The sequence below is a fragment of the Enhygromyxa salina genome (assembly GCF_000737335.2).
Taxonomy (GTDB): domain Bacteria; phylum Myxococcota_A; class Polyangia; order Nannocystales; family Nannocystaceae; genus Plesiocystis; species Plesiocystis salina_C.
In genome coordinates this window covers 36,203-58,741 of record NZ_JMCC02000020.1, presented here as the reverse complement: position 1 = coordinate 58,741, position 22,539 = coordinate 36,203, and the positions used below count along the sequence as shown (strand labels likewise).

Annotated in this window: 15 protein-coding genes; 9 read left to right on the top strand and 6 right to left on the bottom strand. The window is 68.2% G+C overall.

Going from position 1 to position 22,539, the window contains the following annotated elements:
- Positions 1-184: 184 nt before the first annotated feature.
- From DB30_RS09305 to DB30_RS09285, 5 genes are all read left to right on the top strand, one after another.
- Positions 185-1,861 (top strand): gp53-like domain-containing protein, encoded by a 1,677-nt coding sequence (locus DB30_RS09305; RefSeq protein ID WP_052547969.1) that lies wholly within the window; start codon positions 185-187, stop codon positions 1,859-1,861.
- A gap of 19 nt (positions 1,862-1,880) precedes the next feature.
- Entirely contained in the window at positions 1,881-2,744 is an 864-nt protein-coding gene (locus DB30_RS09300; protein WP_052547968.1) for a gp53-like domain-containing protein, read from the top strand.
- 207 nt (positions 2,745-2,951) lie between these two features.
- Entirely contained in the window at positions 2,952-4,292 is a 1,341-nt protein-coding gene (locus tag DB30_RS09295) for a cation:proton antiporter (protein ID WP_146658359.1), read from the top strand.
- Positions 4,293-4,298: 6 nt separating this feature from the next.
- The gene (locus DB30_RS09290) at positions 4,299-8,885 is read left to right on the top strand and encodes a cation:proton antiporter domain-containing protein (RefSeq protein ID WP_052547964.1); all 4,587 of its coding nucleotides are present in this window, start codon (positions 4,299-4,301) and stop codon (positions 8,883-8,885) included.
- A complete protein-coding gene (locus tag DB30_RS09285) occupies positions 8,870-9,604 on the top strand; it encodes a mechanosensitive ion channel domain-containing protein (RefSeq protein ID WP_165703679.1) in 735 nt (244 codons plus the stop codon). Before DB30_RS09290 ends, DB30_RS09285 begins: the two co-directional genes overlap by 16 nt.
- Positions 9,605-9,788: 184 nt before the next feature.
- Here the strand turns inward: DB30_RS09285 and DB30_RS09280 are convergent, their stop codons facing one another.
- From DB30_RS09280 to DB30_RS09260, 5 genes are all read right to left on the bottom strand, one after another.
- Positions 9,789-11,039, bottom strand: a complete 1,251-nt coding sequence (locus DB30_RS09280) for an aminotransferase class I/II-fold pyridoxal phosphate-dependent enzyme (protein ID WP_052547960.1) — start codon at positions 11,037-11,039, stop codon at positions 9,789-9,791.
- Positions 11,040-11,140: 101 nt separating this feature from the next.
- On the bottom strand, positions 11,141-13,903 hold the full coding sequence (locus DB30_RS09275) for a hypothetical protein (protein ID WP_052547958.1): 2,763 nt from the start codon (positions 13,901-13,903) through the stop codon (positions 11,141-11,143).
- A 448-nt stretch (positions 13,904-14,351) separates the two neighbouring features.
- Positions 14,352-15,809, bottom strand: a complete 1,458-nt coding sequence (locus DB30_RS09270; RefSeq protein ID WP_052547956.1) for a cryptochrome/DNA photolyase family protein — start codon at positions 15,807-15,809, stop codon at positions 14,352-14,354.
- 134 nt (positions 15,810-15,943) lie between these two features.
- Positions 15,944-17,599, bottom strand: coding sequence for a M20/M25/M40 family metallo-hydrolase (locus DB30_RS09265; RefSeq protein WP_146658357.1), 1,656 nt, complete (start codon positions 17,597-17,599; stop codon positions 15,944-15,946).
- Positions 17,600-17,688: 89 nt separating this feature from the next.
- On the bottom strand, positions 17,689-18,171 hold the full coding sequence (locus DB30_RS09260; protein ID WP_052547951.1) for a Rossmann-fold NAD(P)-binding domain-containing protein: 483 nt from the start codon (positions 18,169-18,171) through the stop codon (positions 17,689-17,691).
- Between the two features lie 176 nt (positions 18,172-18,347).
- Here DB30_RS09260 and DB30_RS09255 point away from each other — a divergent pair, with 176 nt between their 5' ends.
- The 4 genes from DB30_RS09255 to DB30_RS09240 all read left to right on the top strand — a co-directional run bounded on the left by DB30_RS09255 (position 18,348) and on the right by DB30_RS09240 (position 21,888).
- Entirely contained in the window at positions 18,348-19,955 is a 1,608-nt protein-coding gene (locus DB30_RS09255; RefSeq protein ID WP_052547949.1) for a SagB/ThcOx family dehydrogenase, read from the top strand.
- A 123-nt stretch (positions 19,956-20,078) separates the two neighbouring features.
- Positions 20,079-20,963, top strand: coding sequence for a hypothetical protein (locus DB30_RS09250; RefSeq protein ID WP_052547947.1), 885 nt, complete (start codon positions 20,079-20,081; stop codon positions 20,961-20,963).
- A gap of 155 nt (positions 20,964-21,118) precedes the next feature.
- A complete protein-coding gene (locus DB30_RS09245) occupies positions 21,119-21,601 on the top strand; it encodes a hypothetical protein (RefSeq protein WP_052547944.1) in 483 nt (160 codons plus the stop codon).
- Entirely contained in the window at positions 21,598-21,888 is a 291-nt protein-coding gene (locus DB30_RS09240; protein WP_146658356.1) for a hypothetical protein, read from the top strand. Before DB30_RS09245 ends, DB30_RS09240 begins: the two co-directional genes overlap by 4 nt.
- An 88-nt stretch (positions 21,889-21,976) precedes the next feature.
- Here DB30_RS09240 and DB30_RS09235 read toward each other — a convergent pair whose 3' ends face one another.
- The gene (locus DB30_RS09235) at positions 21,977-22,507 is read right to left on the bottom strand and encodes a hypothetical protein (protein ID WP_052547942.1); all 531 of its coding nucleotides are present in this window, start codon (positions 22,505-22,507) and stop codon (positions 21,977-21,979) included.
- Positions 22,508-22,539 lie beyond the last annotated feature (32 nt).

Below are 22,539 nucleotides of genomic sequence, written 5' to 3'. Positions count from 1 at the left end.
CCCGGCAACACCTCGCAATTCACGCGCCACACTGTGGGCGGGTTCGCTAATACGTTCATGTGTCAACCTCGACAATTCGTAACATTACATCGACACCCCACCTCGAAGTGTGTCAATGAGGTTGGTCGCTCTTTTGTACATATTCGCGTTGATCACCTCGGTCACCATGCTACCTTCACCGCCAATGACGACTCTTAGCATCGGTGGCCTCGACGTCACCGTAACCAACGAAGACAACACAGGATTCGAGGGCACCCTCGAGCTTGTCGCCCACAGCGTGGGCGGCTTCGACATCCTGCGCATTTCCCACGCCACCCACGAAGATCAAGGCGCCTCGATCACCGGCTCCCTCAATCCCATATCTGGCAGCATATCCGGAAAAATCACGGCTCTCGCGGGTGTATTCTCCAAGGAGTTCCACGCCGAGTTCAGCCACAACGGCTTCGACATCCCCCTGCCCCTCGGTCTGCTCTCGAAAGGCGACGGCGACGGTGGCAACGGTGACAGCGGTGGCAGCGGTGGCAGCGGTGGCAGCGGTGGCAGCGGTGGCAGCGGTGGCAGCGAGGGCAACGACAGCGGCGTGGACGTCAGCGGCCGCGTCAAGCTCGACGGCGACGAGTTCAGCATCACCCTCACTGTCGACGTTGGCGTCCCCGTGAAGTACATGGGCGTGTCGCTGACACCGGTGTGCTCGTTCGAGGAGGTCACCACCTTCACGCTTGGCAACCCCGGCGTGTCCAAGAAGTTCACCGTCAGCGTCGAGGTCTTCGGCGTCGCCATCCAGATCGGCCCAATCGACAGCCCGCTGTCGATCCCGCCCACCCTCGACGGCGTGCAGCAGCTGCTCTCGTCCTGCGGGGAGCTGCTCGAGGCCATCTACGCGGCGATCCTCGCCTACCTAGTGGCCTGGGCCAATGAGCTGGTCCAGATGGGCACCCAGGTCGCCAACTACGTCGCCGACTTCGGCGGGGCGATCGTCGACACGGTCGAAGATTTGTTCGGTCTTGGCGGCGGCAGCGGCCCGCCCCCGCCCTTCTTGATCAACGCCAGCACTTGCCACGGGCGGCTCGAGCCGCTCATGTTCCAGTGGGGCCAGGGCATCAGCACCACCGACGGTGATCAGAGCTTCGTGTTCGCCCAACCCTTCGACGGGCCGTGTTGGACGGCCCAGGTCAGCGCCGCACGGCCCAACGTGCGCTCGTCGTTGTCCGTCTCGTCCCGGGCCGCGGACCAGTTCGTGATCAACCGGGACAACGCGATCGACTACCACATGCCCCTCCACTGGGTGGCGCTAGGCAAGGCCCCAGGGGCAAGCGAACAGCTCGGCGACAACGACCACGTCGACATCGGCGACGTGCGGATCCAGTGGGGCAAGGGCGTCAGCACCAGCGATGGCGACCAGAGCTTCGCGCTGGCGGGCGGGTTCGGCAGCGGGCCTGTCGCGGTCGTCGTCAACACCGACGAAGCGGGGATCCGCAGCGCCCTCGCGCTGGCATCGATCAACGCGAACCAAGGCAGCTTCGTGCTCAACCGCGACAATGACGTCGACGGGGCCATCGACTTCACCTACTTGGCGATTGGCCCGGCCCCCGGCAAGACCCTCGCCCAGGGTCTGCTCCGCGCCAACAACATCACCTTGCAGTGGGGCGAGGCCACCTCGACGAGCGACGGCGAGGAGCTGTACGAGTTCCCGGCTGCGTTCGCTTCAATGAACTTCAGCGTGGTCAGCTCTTTCGTTCAGGCCAACGTCAAGAGCTCGCTGTCGATCAGTCGGGCCATTCACGAGGGCTGCTTCACCACCAACCGCGACGGGGCCATCGACGGCGCCGTGCCCTTTACCTGGATCGCCGTCGGCTGGTGACCCCCGCAGGAGAATCAATATGACAAACGAGCGATACATCATTCAACTGGGCAGCGGCGGCCTGCACTACAACGGCTTTCGCGCCTCCGCGATCGAGGGCAACCTCATGTTCCAGTGGGGCCAGGCCGACAGCACCAGCGACGGCGCGCAGAGCTTCAGCTTTCAGCGAGCCTTTGCCAGCCGCTGCTACGCGCTGCTCACCACCTGCTCGCGCGGCGACGTGCGCAGCGCCATGCCCTTCACCAGCCGCACCGCCAGCGGCTTCACGCTCGACCGGGACAGCGAGATCGACGGCCACTACCCCTTCTATTGGTTTGCGGTCGGGGACGCGCCGGGCTCGGCCCAGGCCGATCCCCGCAGCGCAACGCTGGGCGGGGACACCACGATGTTGTGGGGAGACGCGGTCAGCACCAGCGACGGCGATCAACACTTCACAACGCCCGTCGCGCTGGGGGCTGGCCCCTCGGCTGCGTTGGTGACCGTGGCCGAGGCGAACGTCCGCTCGGCCTTGTCGATCACCAACTTCGACGGGGCCGGCCGCAAGCTGAGCCTCAACCGCCACAACGACATCAACGGCTCGATCGACTTCAACTACGTCGCAGTCGGATCACGTACGGGCAACCAAAGCACCGGCGTCAAGCAGCTTGGCGAGTGCAAGCTGCAGTGGGGCCAAGGGATCACCGACTCGGACCACGAGCAGCTGTTCGAGCTGAACCAGTCGTTCGAGGACATGGACTTCGCCGTGTTCACGACCCTCGCCGCTGGCAACTTCAAGCAGGGCCTGTCGCTGACGCGGCCGGTCAACCCGCGCAGCTTCATCGTCGACCGCGACGGCTCGATCGATGGCGCGCGGGCCTTCAACTGGCTGGCGATCGGACGCTGAATTCGCCCGCGACCCCAGCAACGCGTCCGCCGTAGGGCGTGGAGCTGACGACTGGATCGGAGCCCGCGGTGCACGCACCGTGGGCTCCGATCACACCCAGGGGCCCGGGGTGCAGCGCCTGCCAAGACGCTGCACCCCGCGCCTTCCGTTGACCATGAATGTAAAATCCATGGCGCCGCTGCCCAGAGTGCTCTAGCGTGCCAACAATTGGATCGCCCCCTCTCGTGCTCGCGCTTCGGCGGCAGGACGTTTCGGGTGAGCTGCATGCTCGCGGCGTTGGCTATGTTCGCGTGGCCACGGACCGCGCTCGCGGCTGGGATCAGCGACCAGACCTTTCAGCGGATCATCGTGCTGTTCGCCGCGGTCGGCGTTGGCTATGTGATCACCCACCTCGCGGTCGAGCGCCTGGCCCGGCGGTTCAGCTTCGCGGGTGGCATCGAGTACATCGCGCTGGGCATCGTGCTTGGGCCGCTGCTGGGCCTGCTCGACGCCGAGCTGATCCGGGACATCCGCCCAGTGCTGCTGCTTGGCGCTGGCGCCCTGGGGATGCTCGCGGGGCTCGAGCTCGGCGAGCGTGGCGGCGAGTCCCGGGTTCGCGGTGCCTGGGCGGCGGCCCTGTCGATCACCTCGTTCACGGCGTTGGTGGTCATCGCGCTGCCGCTGTCAGTCGCGTGGGCGCTCGGGTACTCGATTGACGGCGACCACGCCTGGACGGCGGCCCTGCTGTTCGCGGGGGTCGTCGCGCTTGGCAGCGACGGCGCGCTGATCGGCAGCTTGGCCTACACGCTCGGCGCCAAGGGCCCGGCGCCCGCGATCGGGATCGCGGTCGCCAACCGGGTCCGGGCCCTGGCCGTGCTCGGGTTCGGGCTGCTCTACGCGCTGATCAACGACACCACGGTCCTCGACACGCGCCCCCTGGCCGGGGCTGGGTTGGCGCTGGGTATCCAAGTGGGCGCCGGCGTCGTGCTTGGGCTGCTGTTTGGGGTCGTCATCCACCGCAAGCTCGACGAGCGGACCCTGCTGACGGTGGTCGTGGGCATGGTGTTCCTCGGCGGCGGCTTCGCCTACGCGATGGACGTCTCGGGGATCTTCGTCAACTTCATCGCGGGGCTGACCTTCGCGCGGACCAGCCCCCACGCGGACGAGGCCACGCGGACCATGCGGTCGATCAAGCAGCCCTTCGTGATCGCCCTGTACTTTTTTGCCGGGCTCGAGTGGGTGGGCGGGCAAGTCTGGGTCTACGCGATGATCCTGCCGTTCTTGGCGGTGCGCTGGGTCGGCCGCTATCTCGGCGGAGCGCTCGCAGCTCGGTTTGGGGGGGTCCCGGCCAACCTGGGCCCCGCGACTGCAGCACCGGGCGGGCTGACCCTGGCCTTCGTGCTCAGCATCGGCCTGGTCTATCGCCAGGCCCCGGGGATCGTCGACGCCTACGGCCCCCTGGTCACGGCCTTGGTCCTGCTCGAGCTGCACTCGGTCCGCGCGGTCCGGCGGTGGCTGGCCGACACCGCCGGGATCGCCACGGAGGTCTCCAAGTCCCCCGCCGGGTAACCCGCCATGCGCCAGCTCCTCGTCCTCGTCGTGCTCGTGTTGCTGATGCAGGTGGTGATCCACCACGGCGTCACGACGAGCGCGGCCGTCGACTCGCTGACCCTGCTGACGACCGGCTTCATCTTGGTCGGGGCCTACACAATGGGCGAGCTGGCCCGGCGCATGCGCTTGCCTGCCCTGCTTGGCTACCTCGCGGCCGGGGTGTTGTTTGGGCCCAAGCTGGTCGCTATGACGCTGGGCGATCCCAGCTTGGCGCCGCTCGGGGACCAGGCGATCCGCGATCTCGGCCTGGTCAACGTGTTGGCGGTTGGGGTGATCGGGACCATGGGCGGCGGCGAGATCAAGCTGCCCGAGCTACGCGAGAACCTGGGCAAGCTCGCGGCGATCTGCGGGACGGTGTTCGTGCTGGTGTTGCCCTTGGTCGCTGGCGTCGTGCTGGCGCTGACCTTCGTGGTCCCGAGCGCGGTGCCGTTCTTGGCCGCGCTGCCGCTGCCCGGACGGATCGCTGGGGCCCTGTTGTTTGGCGCGCTCGCGGTCGGCATGAGCCCCGCGGCGACCCTGGCGATCTTGCAAGAGGTCCACGCGCGCGGCCGCTTCACCTCGCTGGTGCTGGGCGTGGTCGTGATCGGGGATCTGATCTTGGTCGCGACTTTCTTGCTGGTCCTGGCCCTGGCCAAGCTGCTGATCTCGCCCGAGGGCTTGTCGCTCGAGAGCCTGGGCGCGCAGCTGCCCCACATCGCCGCGGAGTTTGGTTGGGCGCTGGCGCTTGGCGTGGTCGTGGGGATCGCGTTCATCCTGTACCTGCGCTTCGTTCAGCGCGAGGTGCTGCTGTTCTCGCTCGCGCTGGTGTTCGTCACCGCGTTCGTGGCCAGCCGGCTCCACGCCGAGACCCTGCTCGCGTTCTTGGTCGCCGGGTTCATCGTCCAGAATTTTTCGCGCTACGGGCACACCTTGGTCGAGGCCTTCGAGCGCATCGCGCTGCCGGTGTTCGTCGTGTACTTCACGGCCCAGGCCGCGAACTTGGATCTGGTCGCGGTCACGGTGTACCTGCCGCTGACCTTGATCCTGGTTGTCCTGCGCTCGGGCCTGTTCGTGGTTGGCATCGGGTTTGGGGCGCGCGTCGCCGGTGTCGACGAGGCCACGCGCCGCCGCCTGCAGGTGTCGTTCTTCTCGCAAGGCGGGGTCGACCTGGTCCTCGCTGCGATGGTCGCCGAAGCGATCCCCGGCTGGGGCGCCCAGGTCCAGACCGTGACGATGGCGACGATCCTGTTCTACGTGGTTGGCGGGCCGTTGTTCTTGGCTCGCGCCCTCGACGGAGCCGGCGAGTCGGCGGCCGCGCGCGAGCGCGGGGCCGAGCAGCTGGCGTCCAGCATCGCGCACGAACAGGTCGCGCCCACGCAGGCCGAGCGCGGCACCGAGCTGGTCGCCCCCCGGGCCAGCGATCCAGCCCTCTCGCTCCGGCTCGAGCAGCTTCACGGCGTCGTCACGAGCGCGCAGACCGGACTGATCGAAGGCGAGGTCATGGCCCGATCGCGGCGACGCTCGGCGCTCGTCGAGGCGCTCGCCTCCACGATCAGCTCGGCGCTGGAGCTGGAGCTAGAGCCCGAGCCCGCGCCCGAGCCCGCTCGATCCGAGGCGTCGCTCGGCCGCGACGCTCGCGAGGCCTGCGCGCGACTCGACGCCGCCGTCGCCGAGGCCGGGACCGAGATCGACTACGCCAGCGTCGCGCCCTTCAACGGCCGAAGCTTGGTCGCGCTGTTCGCCGCGCTCGACCGCGCCCAGGACTTCAGCCAGAACTTTCGGGTCAGCCGCGGCGCTGCGTTGTTTGAAGCGCGCGGCGGTCGGTGGGTTCGGGCGATCCGCATGGTCCGACGGGCGCGTCGCTCGGTCGTTGGCCCTGGTCATCGAACGGTCCCGCTTGGCCGCCTGTGGCGTCACGACGTCGCGCTCGCGGTCCCCGTCGCGCTGTGGCGAAGCACCCGACCGATCGAAGCGCAGCTGTGGCATGCGTTGCTCGACCACTATCGCCTGACCCGCGCCAGCCTCGAGGCGATCGCGCGCGGCACGTGGGCGACCTCTGAAGCCGACAGCCACGGGGCGGACCCCCACGCTGCATCGCCACCGGCGAGCTCGGGGACACACGCGCGGGCACCGGTCAGCGTGGCGCAGTGGCTGAGCGATCAACAAGCCGAGGCCGCCGCGCGCGAAGCCGGGATCTGCGAGAAGCTCGAACGCAGCGACCGCGACCTCGAGCGCAGCCTCCTGACCGCGCTCGCCGACAGCTGGTCGACCTTCCTCGCGTCGGTCGAGATCGCGGGCACGCTCGAGCTGCCGGCCTGGCGGACCCGACCATCGAGGCGCTACGACGCGGCCCAAGCCGCGAGCGCCGAGCTGCTCGAGCGCAGCGCTCGCGACCGCGAGGCTGGAGCCGGCCGGTTTGACGCGCTGTTGGCCCTCGCCCACGCCGAGCATGTCGCAACCAGCATTCACCTGGCGGCGCACGAGTTCGAGCACAGCTTCACGACGATCCTCGCGGCGCTCGGACACGACTTCGACGACACCCTCGCGCGGATCGCCGCGACCGCGTCGGGGCCGTCAGCGGCTCCTGGCGCCGATCCTGGCCCGGATCTCGTTTCAGCTCGGGCGAGCGCTTCTCGCCCGCTTGCGGACGTCTTCGTGGACGGGTTCACCATGGGCAGCGAAGCGTCCGCGCTCGGGCGGGATCTGTCGCGAATGGGTGAACACGTCGAACGCCTGCGCTCGGAGCTCACGGCCCTCGCCGTCGCGCAGCCGCCCGCGTTGCTGCTCGCGCTGGCCACCGCGCCGGATCAACTCGCCCCCAGCGCGGAGCTCGAGCTCGGCGATCCGCTCAACCCCGATCCGCGACGAACCAGCATCCGCCTGCGCGGCTGGCTGGCCCAGACGCTGCTGCACGACTTTGGCGTCGCCCGAGCCAGCGCCGACGACGAGCTGGGTGCGGGGCTCGACAGCCTGCGCCAGACCTTGGTCCACATCGCCCGCGTCGCCGAGTATCACCTCGCCGGACCGGGCGCGGCCACCGGGCGCGGCGTCGCCCGCCCCGAGGCCGAGCCGGTCGACGCGGGCCTGAGCGAGCGACTGACCAGCCTGCTCGAGGCCGCGCGCGCGCAGGTCGAGGCGCTGGCCAAGCTGGTCCGCGAGCACGTCGAGGACACGATCGCCGCCGCCGAGCGGACCGGGCTCGAGCCGATCCGGAGCGCGCGCTGGGACGAGCTACGCCGCCGTCAGCGTCGCCTGGAAGAGGGCCCGCGCGCGGCGATGTCCGACTGGCTGCGCGAGCATCAGGCGGCGTGGGTCGAGCGCGCCCACACCCTGAGCCGCACGCTGGGTGATGAGTTCTCGGCGCTGTCGACCGATCGTCACACAGCCGCCGCGGTCGCGGCTTGGCGGCGGGTGTTGCTGGGCCCGCGGTCGACCATGCCCGAGCCCTACCAGCGGCTGTTCACGTCGGTGCCGGCCGAGACCATTGGCCTGTTGATCCCGCGCCCCGAGCTGGCGGTCTTGAAGGCTTCGGCCGACGGTTGGGTGGGCGATCGCCTTGGCGGTCGGGGCGGCGCCATCTTGGTCCACGGCGACCGTGGCGTCGGCAAGCGCACGCTCGTTCGCCAGCTGATCCAAGCGCTGGGCGACCGCGTGGAGGTCCACTGGCTGCGACTGTCGCCGGCCCTCGAGCGCGAGGCCGATCTCGCGCGGGCGCTCGCGCCGGTGCTCGACGTCGGCACCGCCGACCCGGCGACGGACTTCGCAAGCTTGCAGCAGCAGGTTCTGGCCCTGACCTCGACCGGGCTGACCGACGCCGCCATGGAGCGCTGCCCGATGATCGTGGTCGAGAACACCGAGCGCCTGTTTCGCCGCACCAGCGACGGCCTCCAGCGGCTCCGTCGGTTCCTCGAGCTGGTCGCCGCGACCAGCAAGCAGGTGCTCTGGGTGGTGCTGATCGCCGAACCGGCGGTGCCTCTGCTCGACGCGGCGATCGAGCTCCGCGCTCGGTTCTCGACCGCGGTGTGGGTGCCGGCCATGGACGCGCCCCAGCTCGCGGCCGTGCTCGACGGTCGCCATCGACTCTCGGGCTACCCGCTGCGGATCGCCGCGGGCACGCCTTCACTGACCGAGTGGGTTCGCGGGCCGCAGACCGCGTGGCGGCTGCGGCGGGGACTCGAGCAGGCCGCGTACGAGCGGCTGGCCCAGCTCAGCGGCGGCAACGTCCGCCAAGCGCTGCGCCTGTGGCTCGCCGCCGCCCACCTCGATCCGCGTGATGGCAGCGTCGTGGTCGGTCCGCTGCCGGGGTACCCCTGCCCGCTGACCGCCGCGCTGCCGGTGTCGAGCCGGGTCTTGCTCGCCGCGCTCATGCTCCACGGTCCGCTGCGGCGCGCGGACTTAATTGGCCTGCAAGGCCCGGAGCTGCTCGACCTCGACGCCGAGCTGACCCGCCTCGCCCACGCGCGGTTGCTCGTGCTCGACGAAGGCGGCGCCCCCGACTCGCGGATCATTCAGGTCGAGACCCGCTTGGTTCAACCCCTCACCGCGGAGCTGCGCGCGTGCAATTTACTCTGAACTCGGGGTGGGCAGTGGCCGGGCTGGTCGTCGCGGCTGCGGCAGCGCTGAGCATCTTGACCGCGAGGATCGGCGCCGCCCCGGCCCTGCGCGCGTGGCAGCGGGGTCTGCATGTGCTCAGCGTGCTCGCGTGGATCGGCGCGTCGTGGCTGATCGGTGTGCGCACCCTGGCCACGGACACGCTCGCCGAGACCCTCGCACGCGCAGCGCTGCTCGGGCTCGCGGTGCTCGTTGGGCTACCTGTGCTTCGTGATGTGATCGCCGGGTTCGCGCTCGCGATCGAGGGCCGCCATCGGCTCGGCGACGACATCCGCGTCGCGGACTTCGAGGGCCGGCTCGTCGCGTATGGGCTGCGCAGCGTGGTCTTGCGTGATCGAGACGGGACCGAGACCACCCTCCCCTACCGTCGGTTTGCCGGCCGCGAGGTCGTTCGCCTGAACCTCGCCCGGCAAGACGCGCCCTGCGAATTCGAGGTCGAGCTCCCGGCCGAGGTCGATCTCGAGGACGCGTCGCGGCGGCTGCTCGAGGCCGCGATCCTCTCGGCCTACGCGGCGCCGGGTCATCGGCCCGAGGTGTTCGCCGTCACGGACGAGCGCGGCGGCGTGCGGGTTCGGGTCCGCGCGATCGTGTTCGATCGGGCGCACGAGCAGCGCTATCGAGCGGACGTGCTCGCGCGCGCGGACCTGTTGGGTCGCAACGCTCGGATCGTGCGGCCCTGATCCCGCACGAAGCTGCGCCAGCGCCTGCGGACAGCTCGATGAAGCTGTCGTGGTCGGCCGACGGGTCTCGCCTCGCGTTCCGGCTCGCCCCGGGGGTTCGGTGTCGAGGCGCGACCCGACATTCCCGAGCAGCCCCAGCCAACCCCGTGAGCGGATCCGCCGGGTTGGGTCGCCGCAATTGGGGCTACCCGGCGCTATCACCCGGCGCGACCACCCCGGCCACGCGCGCCACCGCCTCCAGCACCGCCTGGGTCGGCTCGCTCGCGTAGCACAGCCGGAAGAACCCCGGCTCGACGACTCGACACGCCGAGCCCGGCGTGAGGTTGACGTTGGCTTCGTCGACGATCCGCCGCCACAGCCGGTCTTCGCCCGCCCAGCTCGGCTCGTCGAGGAACGGCCGCATGTCGCAGATCAAGAAGAAGCCCGCCTGAGCCGGAAGGTACGTGATGCCATGGGCGTCCAGGGCCGCGCACAGCTGGGCGTAGGTCTGCCCCAGCCGCGCCTGCATGTTGCGAATGAAGGGATCGACGAAGTCCCGATCCGCGACCAGCTCACCAAGCAACCATTGTGTGTCGCCCGAACACGCTGCCCAATACGCGAGCGCGTCAACGGCCGCGAGCACGCCTGGGTTCTCGCTCATCAACACGCCGCAGCGCAGGCCGCTCGCGCCGAAGTCCTTCGAGAACGCCCAGACCACGTGCGCGCGCGGGCCAAGCGAAGCCCGCAGCGACGCGACGCTCACGAACGGCCGCTCGCCGAACACCGACAGCGCATAGACCTCGTCAAACACCACGTGGACGCCGCTGCGATCGGACCACTCGAGGATCTCGAGCAGCTCGGCCCGGCTGTAGACGGTGCCCAGCGGGTTGTTGGGGGTTGTGAACAGCAGCGCCTTGACCGGGCGTTCGGCCTGGGCGAGCGCCCGATCGAGCGCTTGCGTCGTCAGCCGAAAACCATCGTTGCTGCGGCAGTGGACGGGGATGATCTGGAGCTGATCGCGGGTCTCGAGATCCGCCCAGAACCCCGCGTAGCTCGGCGTGGGAACCAGCACCGCGTCGCCAGGATCGGCGATCACATGAAACAACAGCTCGAGCACGGCCCCAGCCCCCGCGACGGCGGCGAGCTGCTCGGCCTCGACCGTGCGCCCAAGGAATGCCCGGCCCATGAACGCGGCGAGCTTCTGCCGAAATTCCAGGTTGCCGACCATGGCGTCGTAGCCAAGCACGCGCGGCGGAATGTTGCGATAGTTGCCCAGCTGGGGGACCAGCGTGTCCCACATCGTGCGGTTCTCCGCGATGCACAGCGCGATGTAGCCGCCCGGATTGCTGGCTGGATCCCAAGCATCTTCAGCGCGCGCAAAGTGTTCGAGGATGTAGGGCGCGAGCGGAGGAGAGGCGACGAGCTGTTGGCCGCGAGCGGACAGGTGGTGTTCCACGCGTCCAGTCGTGCCACCTGCACTCGCGGGCGTCAACGTACGCGACCGTGCCGCGTTCGCTGGCGGCGCGGCCAGGCCGGCGGCACGACCCGCGCGCGCTCTCACGGCACGTCGCTGGCGTCGGCGGGGTCGCTACCCGCGATGAGCTCGTCTCCATCGCGAACGCCGTCGCCGTCACGGTCAACCCCAATCCGGAAGCCAGACCCCGGCGCGACACACGAGTAGGTCACGGGCGAGGCCTTGGCGAGGGCAGCCACATGCAGCTCGCTCAGCTGGGGGATGCCCACAAAACTGGTCGTGTACCCGGCCCCCGTGAACAACAGCCCGAGCTCGACTGGCCCAAGCCGCGTCTTCGCAATCAGCTCGCACTCGCCAGCGATGGCGCGCTCGCGCAGCAAGGCGACGCGCGGACCCACGACGCCGCCGTTGTGCCTGGTGCGGGTGATCTGCTGCCCCACGATTGGATTGAAGTTGGAGTCGATCGCAAAGATGAACTCGGCGACCTGCCGCATGGTCTCGGCGTCCTGGAACCCCTCGGGGGTGGCGGTGAAGAAGTTGAAGAAGCGCATTGGGGTGTCGATCGACCCGTCGTGAAAAAAGCCGAACGCGCGGATCTGGTCGCCCTGGTGTGACGCGTCGTAGAACGGCACGCCTGGATGATTGAAGACCGGGTTGTCGCCAGCGAAGCCGAAGGCCCCCACCTTCGTGTACAGGTTGCGCAGCTGCGGAACCTTGAAGGTCTGCGAGAATTCGCCGAGCGCGACGCGACCATCCGAGCCAAAGAAGCCGGGGTGCTCGACGCTGTACTCGGCGTTGCCAAGCGGATCAATGCGATGGCAGCTCGAACAACTGAAAGCGCTGTTGTCACCCGGGTTGGCCAGCGAGATGTTCGTGTTGAAGAAGTCCTGACCGGCTTGCTGATCTGCGTTGAGAGAGTTGTCGAGGGCGCGGATCGGGTTGGGTGGGTACATCACCTGAAGCGTGAAGTCCGTGAACGCCTGCATTTGCTCGGCGCTCAGCTCCTCGTCACGACCGAGCAGGCCCGGAAACGCGACGTTGAACGCGTTGAACGCCGCGACCTCGCTGAACGCCCCGCCGTCCGGCTGAACGCTGGGGCCTTGGCCCTCGCCGTTGCGATCCCCGCGCCAGTGCATCGGCCCGTGGTTGTCGAGCCCGCGGAGACTCTGGGTCGTCATTGGCCCCTTCATTGGGTGAAAGTCGACATCACCAACGCCGAAGTTTGTGACAGCGTTGCTGGGCGCGGGCGTAACGTCGCCGTCGGGATCGCCCAGATCCCACGCGAGCTCGTCCTTGTCCCCAAAGATATGGCACGAGGCGCAGGACTGGTCGCCGTGGCTCGAGGTCAGCGCAGCGTCATAAAGGAAGCGGCGCCCAGCGACCAACGAAGCCGGCTCGGGGTTGTGCATGGTCAGGTGGTCGAGCTCCTCGTGGGTGTCGGTGTCGATGACCGAGATGCCGTTGTCGAAGCGCGTCAGCACATACAAGCGGTCGTTCGCCTCATCGAGCACCACGCCGGTCGGGCCACCGCCGCTCACTGGGATCTGGTCGCCAGCGTCGGGGTAAAATTCATCGTCTTCGAGCTCCGCGGTGTAGTGGATCGCAACTTTGTCGTTTCCAAGCACGGCAGTATAGAGGATCTCGCCGTCGCTGGAGATCGCCATGCCAAGCGGCTGCGACATGCTGAGGCTGGCCTCGTCGTTGGGGAGCGGGTCGCAGCAGCTCTCGTAGTCGATGTGCTTGTTGAGCAGCCGAGGGTGCACGCCGTCTTCGTCGAGCACCGTGATGCGGTTGTCGACCGTGTGGCCACGCACGGTCGTGCTAGCGAACAACCCTGGACCCTCGAAGCGGACATGGTTGAGCGCTTCGGTGTTGGTGACGTAGACCTTTCCGCTGATCGGGTTGACGATCATGTTGAAGAGCGTGGTCCCCACGCCCGCGAAGAAGCCGTTGGCGCCCGGCAGCAGCTCGGGGGTGGCCGCGTCTGCGTCAATCACGAACACATCTTTGTCGGGCAGGTTGAACTTGATCTTGTCGTCCCATACGCGCCCGAGCTCGTCGACCCAGTGCGCGCCGTCAAACTTGACGATCAGGCTCATGTCCGGCTCGGGGACGCCCGAGTGGTTGACGTTTGGTAGCGGGATCCCGCCGTCCGCCTCCCCGGTGTCTGGGATCTCCAGCAAGTGCACGACGGCGGTCTGATTGCCCGAATTGAACGCTGCGGCGTAGACCCGTGAGCCGCTCGCGTCAACGGCGAGCGCCCTGGGGACATCACTAAAGAGGTTGATGATCGACAGCGGAGTTCCGCCAAGCTCCGGGCCGAGATCGTTCGCGTTGAACACCCAGACATCCGCACGGCCGACGCTGGGTGTGGTCAGCTCGGGCGCGAACGGAGCGTTCTGGCCACGATGCGCAGCCGTGATGAATGCGCGTGAGCCACCGGGCCCCGCGAACACGACATCGCGCGGTTCATCGCCGACGAGCAAAGTCTGGGCCACGTGTGGGACCGCGCCATTGACTCGGACAACACTCACACTGTCGGACAAATGGTTGACGACCCAAACCTCGTGATTGCTCCGGACCGCGACCGCGACCGGCTCGAGCCCAACCGGGACCGAAGCCTCGTGGTCGAGGGCTTGTCCGTGCTTTCGGACCCGGTAGATCTCGAGCCGATTGTCGGGTGTGTTGACGACGAACAACCGCTTGCCGTTCGGCGAGAGCGCCATTGGGCGCACGTGGCCGCTCTCGAACGCCGGATACGGCTCCGCCGCTTCGGCCGTGCTGGTCAGTCCACCAATGAGTACCGCGGCGGTCAGGATCGGAAACGACAAAGTTCGGAGTGCCATCAATGACCAATCGTGTCTCGACTCTCCAGTAATCGCTAGCGGTTTTTTCTTCTATTTTGCACACACGTGTAATCTGTTGTCCTGAAACCGAACAGCTGTGCGTAGTCGGCCGCGCAAATATCAGTCAGGGTGTGGGCCCTCCGCCTGGGAACTGTATTTATTGCGAGCTCGACTCCCAACCAGGCACATTCATTACAGTGGGGCTGTACGAGCTCGCAGGGACCGCTCGCGTCGGTGTTTCCCCACCAATACACCAGCTCTCATCGCGGCCAGCCGGCCGGCACGAAATGACTGCACTCGCGCTGTTCACGGGCGAGGCTAGTGCGCACATTACACAGTTCGATTCGGCCGGCCGGCCGGATTCATCACTGTGCGCATTTGGCTAGCCAGACCACTTGGGGCGAAACGACCCACCCACCCGCAGTCGTGACTCGATCTCGGCCTCACCTCAACCCGGCCCGAAGCGCTGAAGGTACGCGTTGAGCCGCAGCTTGCGGCGCGTCGACTCCGAGCTCATGTAGCGGACCTTTCCGAACACCGCCCGCTCGGGTCCCCAAGCCCGATCAAAGCGCCCGAGCACCCAGCCAATTCCGCTGTAGGAATTTGGATCGCGCCCGTCGAGCGCGTAGCGATCGTTGAGCGTAATCATGATCTCCAGCGCCGCGCGGGGGCTCGCCGACCAATGCAGGATTTTCTTGCCCCACAACATCCGCAGATAATTGTGCATGGCTCCGGTCGAGACAAGCTCGCGCTGCGCGGCGTTCCAGATCGGATCGTGGGTCGCTGCGGCTTCGAACTGCTCGAGCGAGTACAGCTCCGGTCGCTCGTCGCTGGCGTGGGCGCGCAGCGTCGTGCGGGCCCACGCGGGCAGTGACTCGAAGCGGGCGTAGTCGGCGTGGTGCCACACGAAGTTGTGCCCGACCTCGCGCCAGGTCAGCAGCTGATCCAAGAAGCCCTCGCGCGCGGGCGACATCCCCCACCAGCCCTCGCGCTGGCCCCGACACAGCTCCGAGATTCGCCCGGGATCCCAGTCGGGTTCAGACGCGAGCACGGCCCGCAGCACCTCGTGGGCGCCGATCTGGCCCCAGTGCAGGTACGCCGACAGGCCGCTGGTGACCTCGGCCGCGGGCTGGTTGCGCTCGGCGTAGCGCTCGAGCCCAGTCGCAACAAACGCCCGCAGCCGCGCGCGAGCGGCCTGGCTGCCACCCACGTCCGGGATCGCCGGGATCTCTCGCGCGAACGCCAGCTGGCCCAAGCGCTCGAGCGCGGTCGTGCGGTCCACGGGCGCGGCCGGCCACTTGCGCGTGTTGATCGGCGGCTCCCCGGCGGCCGACAGCTGCAGTCGCGCCAGCGGATTGACCCGCGGCGCCGGACCCAGCCACACGTTGGCGTGCTTTTGACACCAACGGCGAAAGTCGTGGGCCCGGGCAAAGCAGCGATCCGGGGCTGACATCGGGACCAAGCCAACGCCATCGACGAGCTCCATGCGCGCGCCGATCTTCGCCGCGGCCGCGCGGGTCATGTTCCTGACAAAGTACACGGGCCAGTCGTCGGTCACGACCACGCACGCCTTGCGAGCGAACGCGGCCAGCAGCCCCTTCCCGGCGTCGAGTTTTGGTTCGACGTAGGGGTAATAGCCGATCGGGCTGGCCTCGAACCGGGCCGCGTTGTCACACATGCCGCGCACCACGAACGCGTGCAGCCGCGCGCTCGCGTGTGGGTGGCCCAGCCGTAGGGCCTCGAGCACCCACAGCGGCTTGCCCAATTCGCGGGCCCACTCGATCGCACGATCCAGCGCGTAGCTCGATCGCGTGCGCCGGGCCGCGGTCATCCAATACAGCACGTGGGTGCCGGCCGGGTTGATCGGGGCTTCCTCGAGCGTGCGGACGCGAGCGTGGGCTTGCACCGACGCAGGCTAGCCGCCGGGGCTGCCTCGCGCTCGTCGATCGGCGATCAGCAGCCGCCTGCGAGCCCCTGTGTCCGCACGCTCCGCGGCGCCGCACGCTCCGCGCCGACGAGGCGCGCGCCGTCACGAGGTGCTCAGCGCAGCCCGGCGAACTCGCTCGTTGGCTTGTACTTGGGCTGAGCGCCCTTCGCCGCCACCGCACGGACCAGGTCGACGATCAGGGCCGCGTCTTTGGCCGCCCCCGCGAAGGTCCAGGTCTCGTCGAACTCATCCGCGGGCGTGTGGTAGCGCTGCCGCACGCCGGCCCGAATCGCGTCGCCGGCCTCGGTCCCGCCTTCGACCATATCCAGGCTGCTGTGAAAGTACATCGCCGGAATCCCGACCTGAGCGAAGGGGAAGTGATCGGATCGGTAGAAGCTGCCGGCCTCCGGGTGAGTGTCGGGAACGACAGTTCGCCCCTGCCCCCGCGCGAGCTCGACCAGGCGATCTTCCAGTGTGGTCTGTCCCCAGCCAACGACCTCGACAGCCCGCGTCTCCCCGTAGACATTCATGCTATCGAGGTTGACGAGCGCCACCACATTGTCGAGCGCCATGGTTGGATTGGCGACCCACGCTTGCGACCCCAACAGGCCCTGCTCCTCGGCCGTCGTTGCCAGGAACACGACGGAGCGATCCAGCGCCGAGCCGTTTGCGAGCTCGGCCGCGACGCCGAGCATGCTGGCGATGCCGCTGGCGTTGTCGATTGCGCCGTTATAGATGCCGTCCTCGCCCGCGCTGAGCTTGTCGGGGTCCGTGCCCAGGTGATCCCAGTGCGCGGTCAAGAACACCGCCTGCTCGGCCTGCACGCCGCCCGGCAGCCGACCGAGCACGTTGACGTCTTCCACCTGACGCTCACTCGTGACCAGCTTGCCGCCCAGCCGCAACCGCGTGCCGGAGGCCACAAAGTCATTGCGCATCGCCTGCGCATGCCAAGCGGCGAGGCTCTGGCCACCGCGCTTGGCCAGGTCGTCGGCCGCGGTGCTCGAGATCCACCCACGCAGGGCCATGGCAGACGGCGGCTGGCCGTCTGGTCCAAGAATGTGAAAGCGCTCGCTCGAGTAGCTGGTGGTTGGCACGTTCCACCCGTAGGAAGCCGGCGCCTCCTCGTGGATCACCAGGCACCCGGCCGCCCCAGCCGCGAGCGCGCGCTCGTACTTGTAGCTCCAGCGGCCGTAGTAGGTCATCGCGGGCCCACCAAAGCTGCCGTCTTCTGTCGGCGGATCGCCAACGAACGCGAGCACGATCTTGCCCTTCACGTCGACGCCAGCGTAGTCGTCCCATTGGTATTCGGGCGCGGTCACACCGTAGCCAACAAACACCAGCTCCGCGTCGATCGGGTGCTCGCTGCCGGCCGCGAAGCTGGTCCCGACCCAGTGCTCGCCAAACACGAAGGGCGCAGCCTGACCCGCGCCGCTGCCAAGCTCGAGCTGGCTGGCCTCGCGGTCGAGGGTCACCCCGCGCATGACCACCCGCTGGGTCCAGCCCCCGTCTTCGCCCGCCGGCTCGAGGCCGATCGCCTGCATGGCCTCGATGATCTGCGCGACGGCGAGGGCCGCCCCTTCGCTGCCCGGGAGCCGGCCGCCGAGCGCGTCGGCCGAGAACGCGCGGGTGAAGTCTCGCAGCCACGCGGCGCTGAGCTCCGGGCCACCGGTGGGCGCGGCCACGTCGGACCCGGGGGCCGTCGTGGGTGGCGTGTCGCAAGCGAGCAAGGTCGAGATGGCGAGCAACACCGCGGCGTGTGGGCGTGACATGAGCCGACCAAAGCCCAATCCTCGACTTGTTGCAAGTACGCTCGACCGAGCATCCGTCGCGCGGCTACAGGTTTCACACTGACGGGCAGCTACCACGTGTGGCTCTGCAGCTCCGCACCGCGATCGCAAAAGCCACAGTGCGGCTCGCCCCAATACTCGCGGTCGCGAATGTACTCGACCTCGTAGTCGACGTCGGCGAGCAGCGCCCCGTCGCGGGTCACCTCGATGCTCACGTGTCGCGGCCCAATCACGTTCTTACCGTCGTCCGCCATCACGCCGATGCTGAAGCCCCCTACCGGACCGCTCTGGGGCTCGTCGAGTAACCCAGGATGCAGGGACACATCGAACTGCGAGTCTTCGGCGTCGCGCCAGCGGTCGCAGTCCCCCACGGTCGACGTCGAGGTTATCTCGCACTCGAGCTCGAAGCTCGCGTTGTGCTCGACCGTGACCGTGAATCGGTAGACCCCAGGCTCGACGACTCCGCTGACCGGCTTCCCCGACCACCCAAAACCACCGTCGCAGGGATGCAGAAGACACCAACAGCCGCTCAACAAGGGAGCGAGCAGCGCCACACCGAGCAACGTCCCAGGTTCGTTCTTCGAGCCACACGCAGTTTCTACCGCGATCTCGAGCGAGCACGCAACGCCGGTTTTGATCGGAGCTCGAGCGGGGCCACGACCCTGTCGCGTCGACCGGCGCGCCCCGAAGTACGTGGTAGACCCCCACCGACTCGCCCGCGCAACCCATCATGTCCAAGCCCCCGATCGCCGCTGCGCTCGCCTACCACGAGCTCACCAAGCACCGCCTGCCCAACCGCTACGCGAAGTCGCTGGGGTTCATGGACTGGGACACCCAACCAACCCCGTTTCGGCGCTACGAGGGCTGCGAGCTCGAGCCGTTGGCGCGGAGCTTCGACGCCGAGCGCGGCCCAACCCTGGACGAGGTCTACGATCCCTCGCGCGTCGCCACGCAGCCCGTCAACGCGAACAGCGTCGCGCGTCTGTTGTTCGACTCGATGGCGCTCTCGGCCTGGAAGCAGCTCGGCGAGAATCGCTGGGCGCTGCGCTGCAACCCCTCGAGCGGCAACTTGCACCCGACCGAGGCCTACGTCGTTGGTGCGATCCCAGGCCTGAGCGAGGCCCCGGCGGTGTGGCACTACGCTCCGTTGGTCCACGCGCTCGAGCGCCGCGCCGCGCTCGAGCCCAAGCTGTGGGACACCCTGCGCGGCGACGGCGACGGCGTCATCATTGGCCTGAGCTCGATCCCATGGCGCGAGTCGTGGAAGTATGGCGAGCGGGCGTTCCGTTACTGCCAACATGATGTCGGCCACGCGATCGCGGCGCTGGCTCTATCGGCGGGCGCCTTGGGCTGGCACCTGCGAGCGCTGCCCTCGATCGACGACGCTGGCGCCGCCCGGCTGCTGGGGCTCCCCGAGCCGTCTGGCCCGGAGCCGGAGCACCCGGACTTGGTGCTGTTCGTCGGCCCGCGCCCGCCAGGTCACGCGCCAACACTGTCCGATTCGCTCACGCTCGATCTCGTCGGCACGCCAAATGTTCTGAGCGAGTCGCACCATCCGTGGCCAAGCATCAACGGCGTCGCCCATGCGTGCACGCGAAGTGGCCCCGTCGTGATCGACGAGCCATCACCAACCGCGACCCCCGAGCCCTCGCCCACGGGCGCGTCTGCCCACCACGTATTTCGAACCCGGCGCAGCGCGGTCGAGATGGACGGCGTCACCGGGCTCTCGCGCGAGGCGTGGCTGCGGATGCTCGCGCGGACCTTGGCACGACCCGGCCACGCGCCCTTCGCCAGCTTGCTCGGTCGCCCGCGGGTGCACTTGCTGTTGTTCGTGCATCGCGTGGACGGGGTCGAGCCGGGGCTGTACCTGCTGCTGCGCGATCCCAGCGTCCGCGCCACGATCGCGGAGAACATGCACACCGACTTTGATTGGGCGCCCGTCGACACCGGCCCGCTCGCGCTGCCGCTGTGGCGACTCGAGCTCGCGGACGCGCGCCCGGTCGCGGCGCTGGTCAGCTGCCGCCAAGCGATCGCAGCCGACGGCGCGTTCGCGGTTGCGATGCTCGCGGAGCTTGGGCCCGCGCTCGCGGAGCACGGGGCGTGGATGTATCGGCACTTGCACTGGGAGGCCGGCGCGATCGGGCAGGTGCTGTACCTCGAGGCCGAGGCCGCGGGGCGACGGGCGACGGGGATCGGATGCTTCTTTGACGATGGCGTCCACGAGCTGATCGGGGTCGCGGATGATTCGCTGCATACGATCTATCACTTCACCGTTGGCGGCGCGGTCGAGGATCCGCGCATTGCGACGGTTGACGCCTATCATCACCTCGAGCCGTGACCCGAGCGCCCGCTGAGCCGCTGTGCGACCGGCCCGGCGCAGCCGCTCGACACTTGGCGGCCCTCGCCAAAGAGTGAGCGGGGCTGCGCGGCGCTGCAGCTTCCTGATGCCCTGCCCCCCCGCATGGCTCGACCCAGCAAGCGCTCCGCCCTCGCCGTGCTCACGCGCTCGCGCCTGCTCGAACTCGCGGGAACCTTCGAGCTCCCGGCCAGCACCGGCGACAAGAAGGCCGTGCTGATCGACACCCTGGCCCAGTCCCGGACAACCCCGGCCTTGGAGCAGATCCTCAACGAGCTCGAGCGCACCGAGCTCGAGGATATCTGTCGCGCCCACGGCCTCGACGACGCGGGTCGAGCCAAGCAGCCGATCATTGAAAGGATCCTTGGCCGCGAAGCCAAGCCCGAGCTGTTCGGGATCTTCGAAGAACCTGACTTTCAAACCGGCAAGCCCCCCACCGAGCCCCAGCCACCCACGCTGCACTCGGTGCTCGAGCTTCTACGGCGTCCGCAGCTCCTCGCCCTGTGCGAGGACTTCCTGGTGTTCGTCGAAGCAGACGACGACAAGCCCACGATCACGACCGCGCTGTCCACCGCCAACGGCATGGTGCTCTTCGAGATCCTCGAGCTGCTTGGCGACGATGACCTCCGGCGGGTCTGTGTCGCCCACGGGCTGCCCGACGAGGGCGAGCGCGAGCACCTCGACATGCTTCGGGACGTGCGTGACGACGTCCGCCGCGAGCTCGACGGCTTCGACAACGAGGCCGTGTGGGCGACCCTGCAAAAGCTTCGGGGCGAGGGCGAGCGCGCCGAGTCTCTGCGGACCCCCGGAGTTTCAGCGCTTCCTTGGCGAGCCAGACGAGGTCGACGGCGAGCTACCGCCCGAAGGCACGGACTTTTGGGCGCGACGGGCCAAGCTCACCGGGCTGCCGCCCCAGCTCGAGCGGGTCGTGCTCGCGCGGCAATGGGGCATGGGTTTGTGGTCGGGGTCCCGCGGCCGGTCGCGGAGTGACGGCGGGCGATCTAGCTGCCGATCTCAGTCGCGCAGACGCGAAGACGTTGCGCGTTGCCGAGGTCCAGAATGGTCGCAATTTTGTCCATGTTGACCCACGCAATTCTGTCACTCGCGTTCGCTGCATCACCAACCTACCAACCGCCGCCACTAGCATGGCCGACGAGTACACCACCTCGGACGGACACCGCACACGGTGGGGGTCGGTGACGTACACACTGCCGAGCGGCGAAACGGCAGAGGTCGTCATCGTCGCCGACGACACGAACCGTGGCGACGGCTATCTGTACGTCGATGGAGAGGCCATCGCTCACTCGAGTTGGGACGCCGCGAGTGGCGTCTCGAACTGGACATCATCGGATCCTGCGGCCAGCGAGTTGGCGGCGGGAGCCCTGGTTGCGCTTGGAGGCGGGGCTGGAGCCGCGCTCTTGGATGCGTTCGCAGGCGACTCACAAGCTTTCAAGTGCAGCGCGTGGGGCAAGAAGGTGTTGCGAGCAGGGAAGTACATCTGGGTCGGCGTCGTGGCGAGCGCAACGGTGGCCTGTTGCGCTGCGGTCCCCACATGTGGTTTGTGCGCAGGGGCGGGGGCAGCAGCAGCGGGGATCGGAACGGACGCGCTGGAGGACTACTGCGATTGAACGACGACCCGAACAATGCCCGTCTGGTCTCGCCAGGTCCCGTCGGTCCCACACTGTTCCCGCTGCAAAAACGAGAATGGGACAGGGTCAAGACGATCGTTCTGGTTTGGAATTTGGCGGTCTTCTTGTTCGTTCTCTGGCTCGATCTGCGCCCACTGATCGCGGCGTTGGTCGCGGCGGGGCTCATGCTGCTTCTGAACGTGGTCATTGAAGCCACGCTGCGGCGCTGGGCCCGAGCGGGCAAGATTGCCTCCGATGACCCCCCTGAGAACCCTGAGAAGGACTAAGGCCGAATCGACGCACCTGTCAGCGAGCGACACGCATGACCACAGCTGCATGGTCTCAACTGCAGATCGCTCGACGGGGATCCGCTGGTCATTCGTCACGTGTGTTCTCCGCAATCAACTCGCCAAGCCGCAGCTCCCACTTGCTGACGCTGGCGAGCGAGGGCGTGAGCCGACGGGCGCGGCGGACATCACCAAGCAGGCGTTCGGCGGCTCGCTGCGACCAGCTATGCTCGAGCACGCGGATCTTCGCGACGACATACTCGAGCAGCTTCGAGCCGTCTTTCGGGCTCGCGTCCGCGCTTGCCTTGGCACGCTCGGCGGCGGCGCGCAGCTGCTGCGCTTCGGCGCTGGCCTTGGCCCGGAGCCGATTGTCCCGCCCGCGCGCGGTCGCGCATGCCGAGCAGTAGCCAGCTCCCGCACGGGCCCGCTTGATCGGGACGCCGCGCTGCTCGTGTACGTGCTTTTGTGCGGTGGCGGAGAACACGAAGGTGACACCGCAGCGTCCGCACTCGGTCTCGAAGCTCTCGTAGTGCGTGCGGCCAACGAGCTCGCCAAAGCCATCGATGACACGCGTGTGGTCAATCGGGGCCTCACGCCCGCCGCCTTTTCGCTTCGCCATGGGGTCGGCGGCAGGGTAGCGCGAGTCGATAT

What these genes read in the sequence shown, in the direction of transcription:
- DB30_RS09305 (WP_052547969.1), top strand. Translation starts at nt 185, where the DNA reads ATGACGACTCTTAGCATCGGTGGCCTCGACGTCACCGTAACCAACGAA.
- DB30_RS09300 (WP_052547968.1), top strand. Translation starts at nt 1,881, where the DNA reads ATGACAAACGAGCGATACATCATTCAACTGGGCAGCGGCGGCCTGCAC.
- DB30_RS09290 (WP_052547964.1), top strand. Translation starts at nt 4,299, where the DNA reads ATGCGCCAGCTCCTCGTCCTCGTCGTGCTCGTGTTGCTGATGCAGGTG.
- DB30_RS09275 (WP_052547958.1), bottom strand. Translation starts at nt 13,903, where the DNA reads ATGGCACTCCGAACTTTGTCGTTTCCGATCCTGACCGCCGCGGTACTC.
- DB30_RS09265 (WP_146658357.1), bottom strand. Translation starts at nt 17,599, where the DNA reads ATGTCACGCCCACACGCCGCGGTGTTGCTCGCCATCTCGACCTTGCTC.
- DB30_RS09255 (WP_052547949.1), top strand. Translation starts at nt 18,348, where the DNA reads ATGTCCAAGCCCCCGATCGCCGCTGCGCTCGCCTACCACGAGCTCACC.
- DB30_RS09250 (WP_052547947.1), top strand. Translation starts at nt 20,079, where the DNA reads ATGGCTCGACCCAGCAAGCGCTCCGCCCTCGCCGTGCTCACGCGCTCG.
- DB30_RS09245 (WP_052547944.1), top strand. Translation starts at nt 21,119, where the DNA reads ATGGCCGACGAGTACACCACCTCGGACGGACACCGCACACGGTGGGGG.
- DB30_RS09235 (WP_052547942.1), bottom strand. Translation starts at nt 22,507, where the DNA reads ATGGCGAAGCGAAAAGGCGGCGGGCGTGAGGCCCCGATTGACCACACG.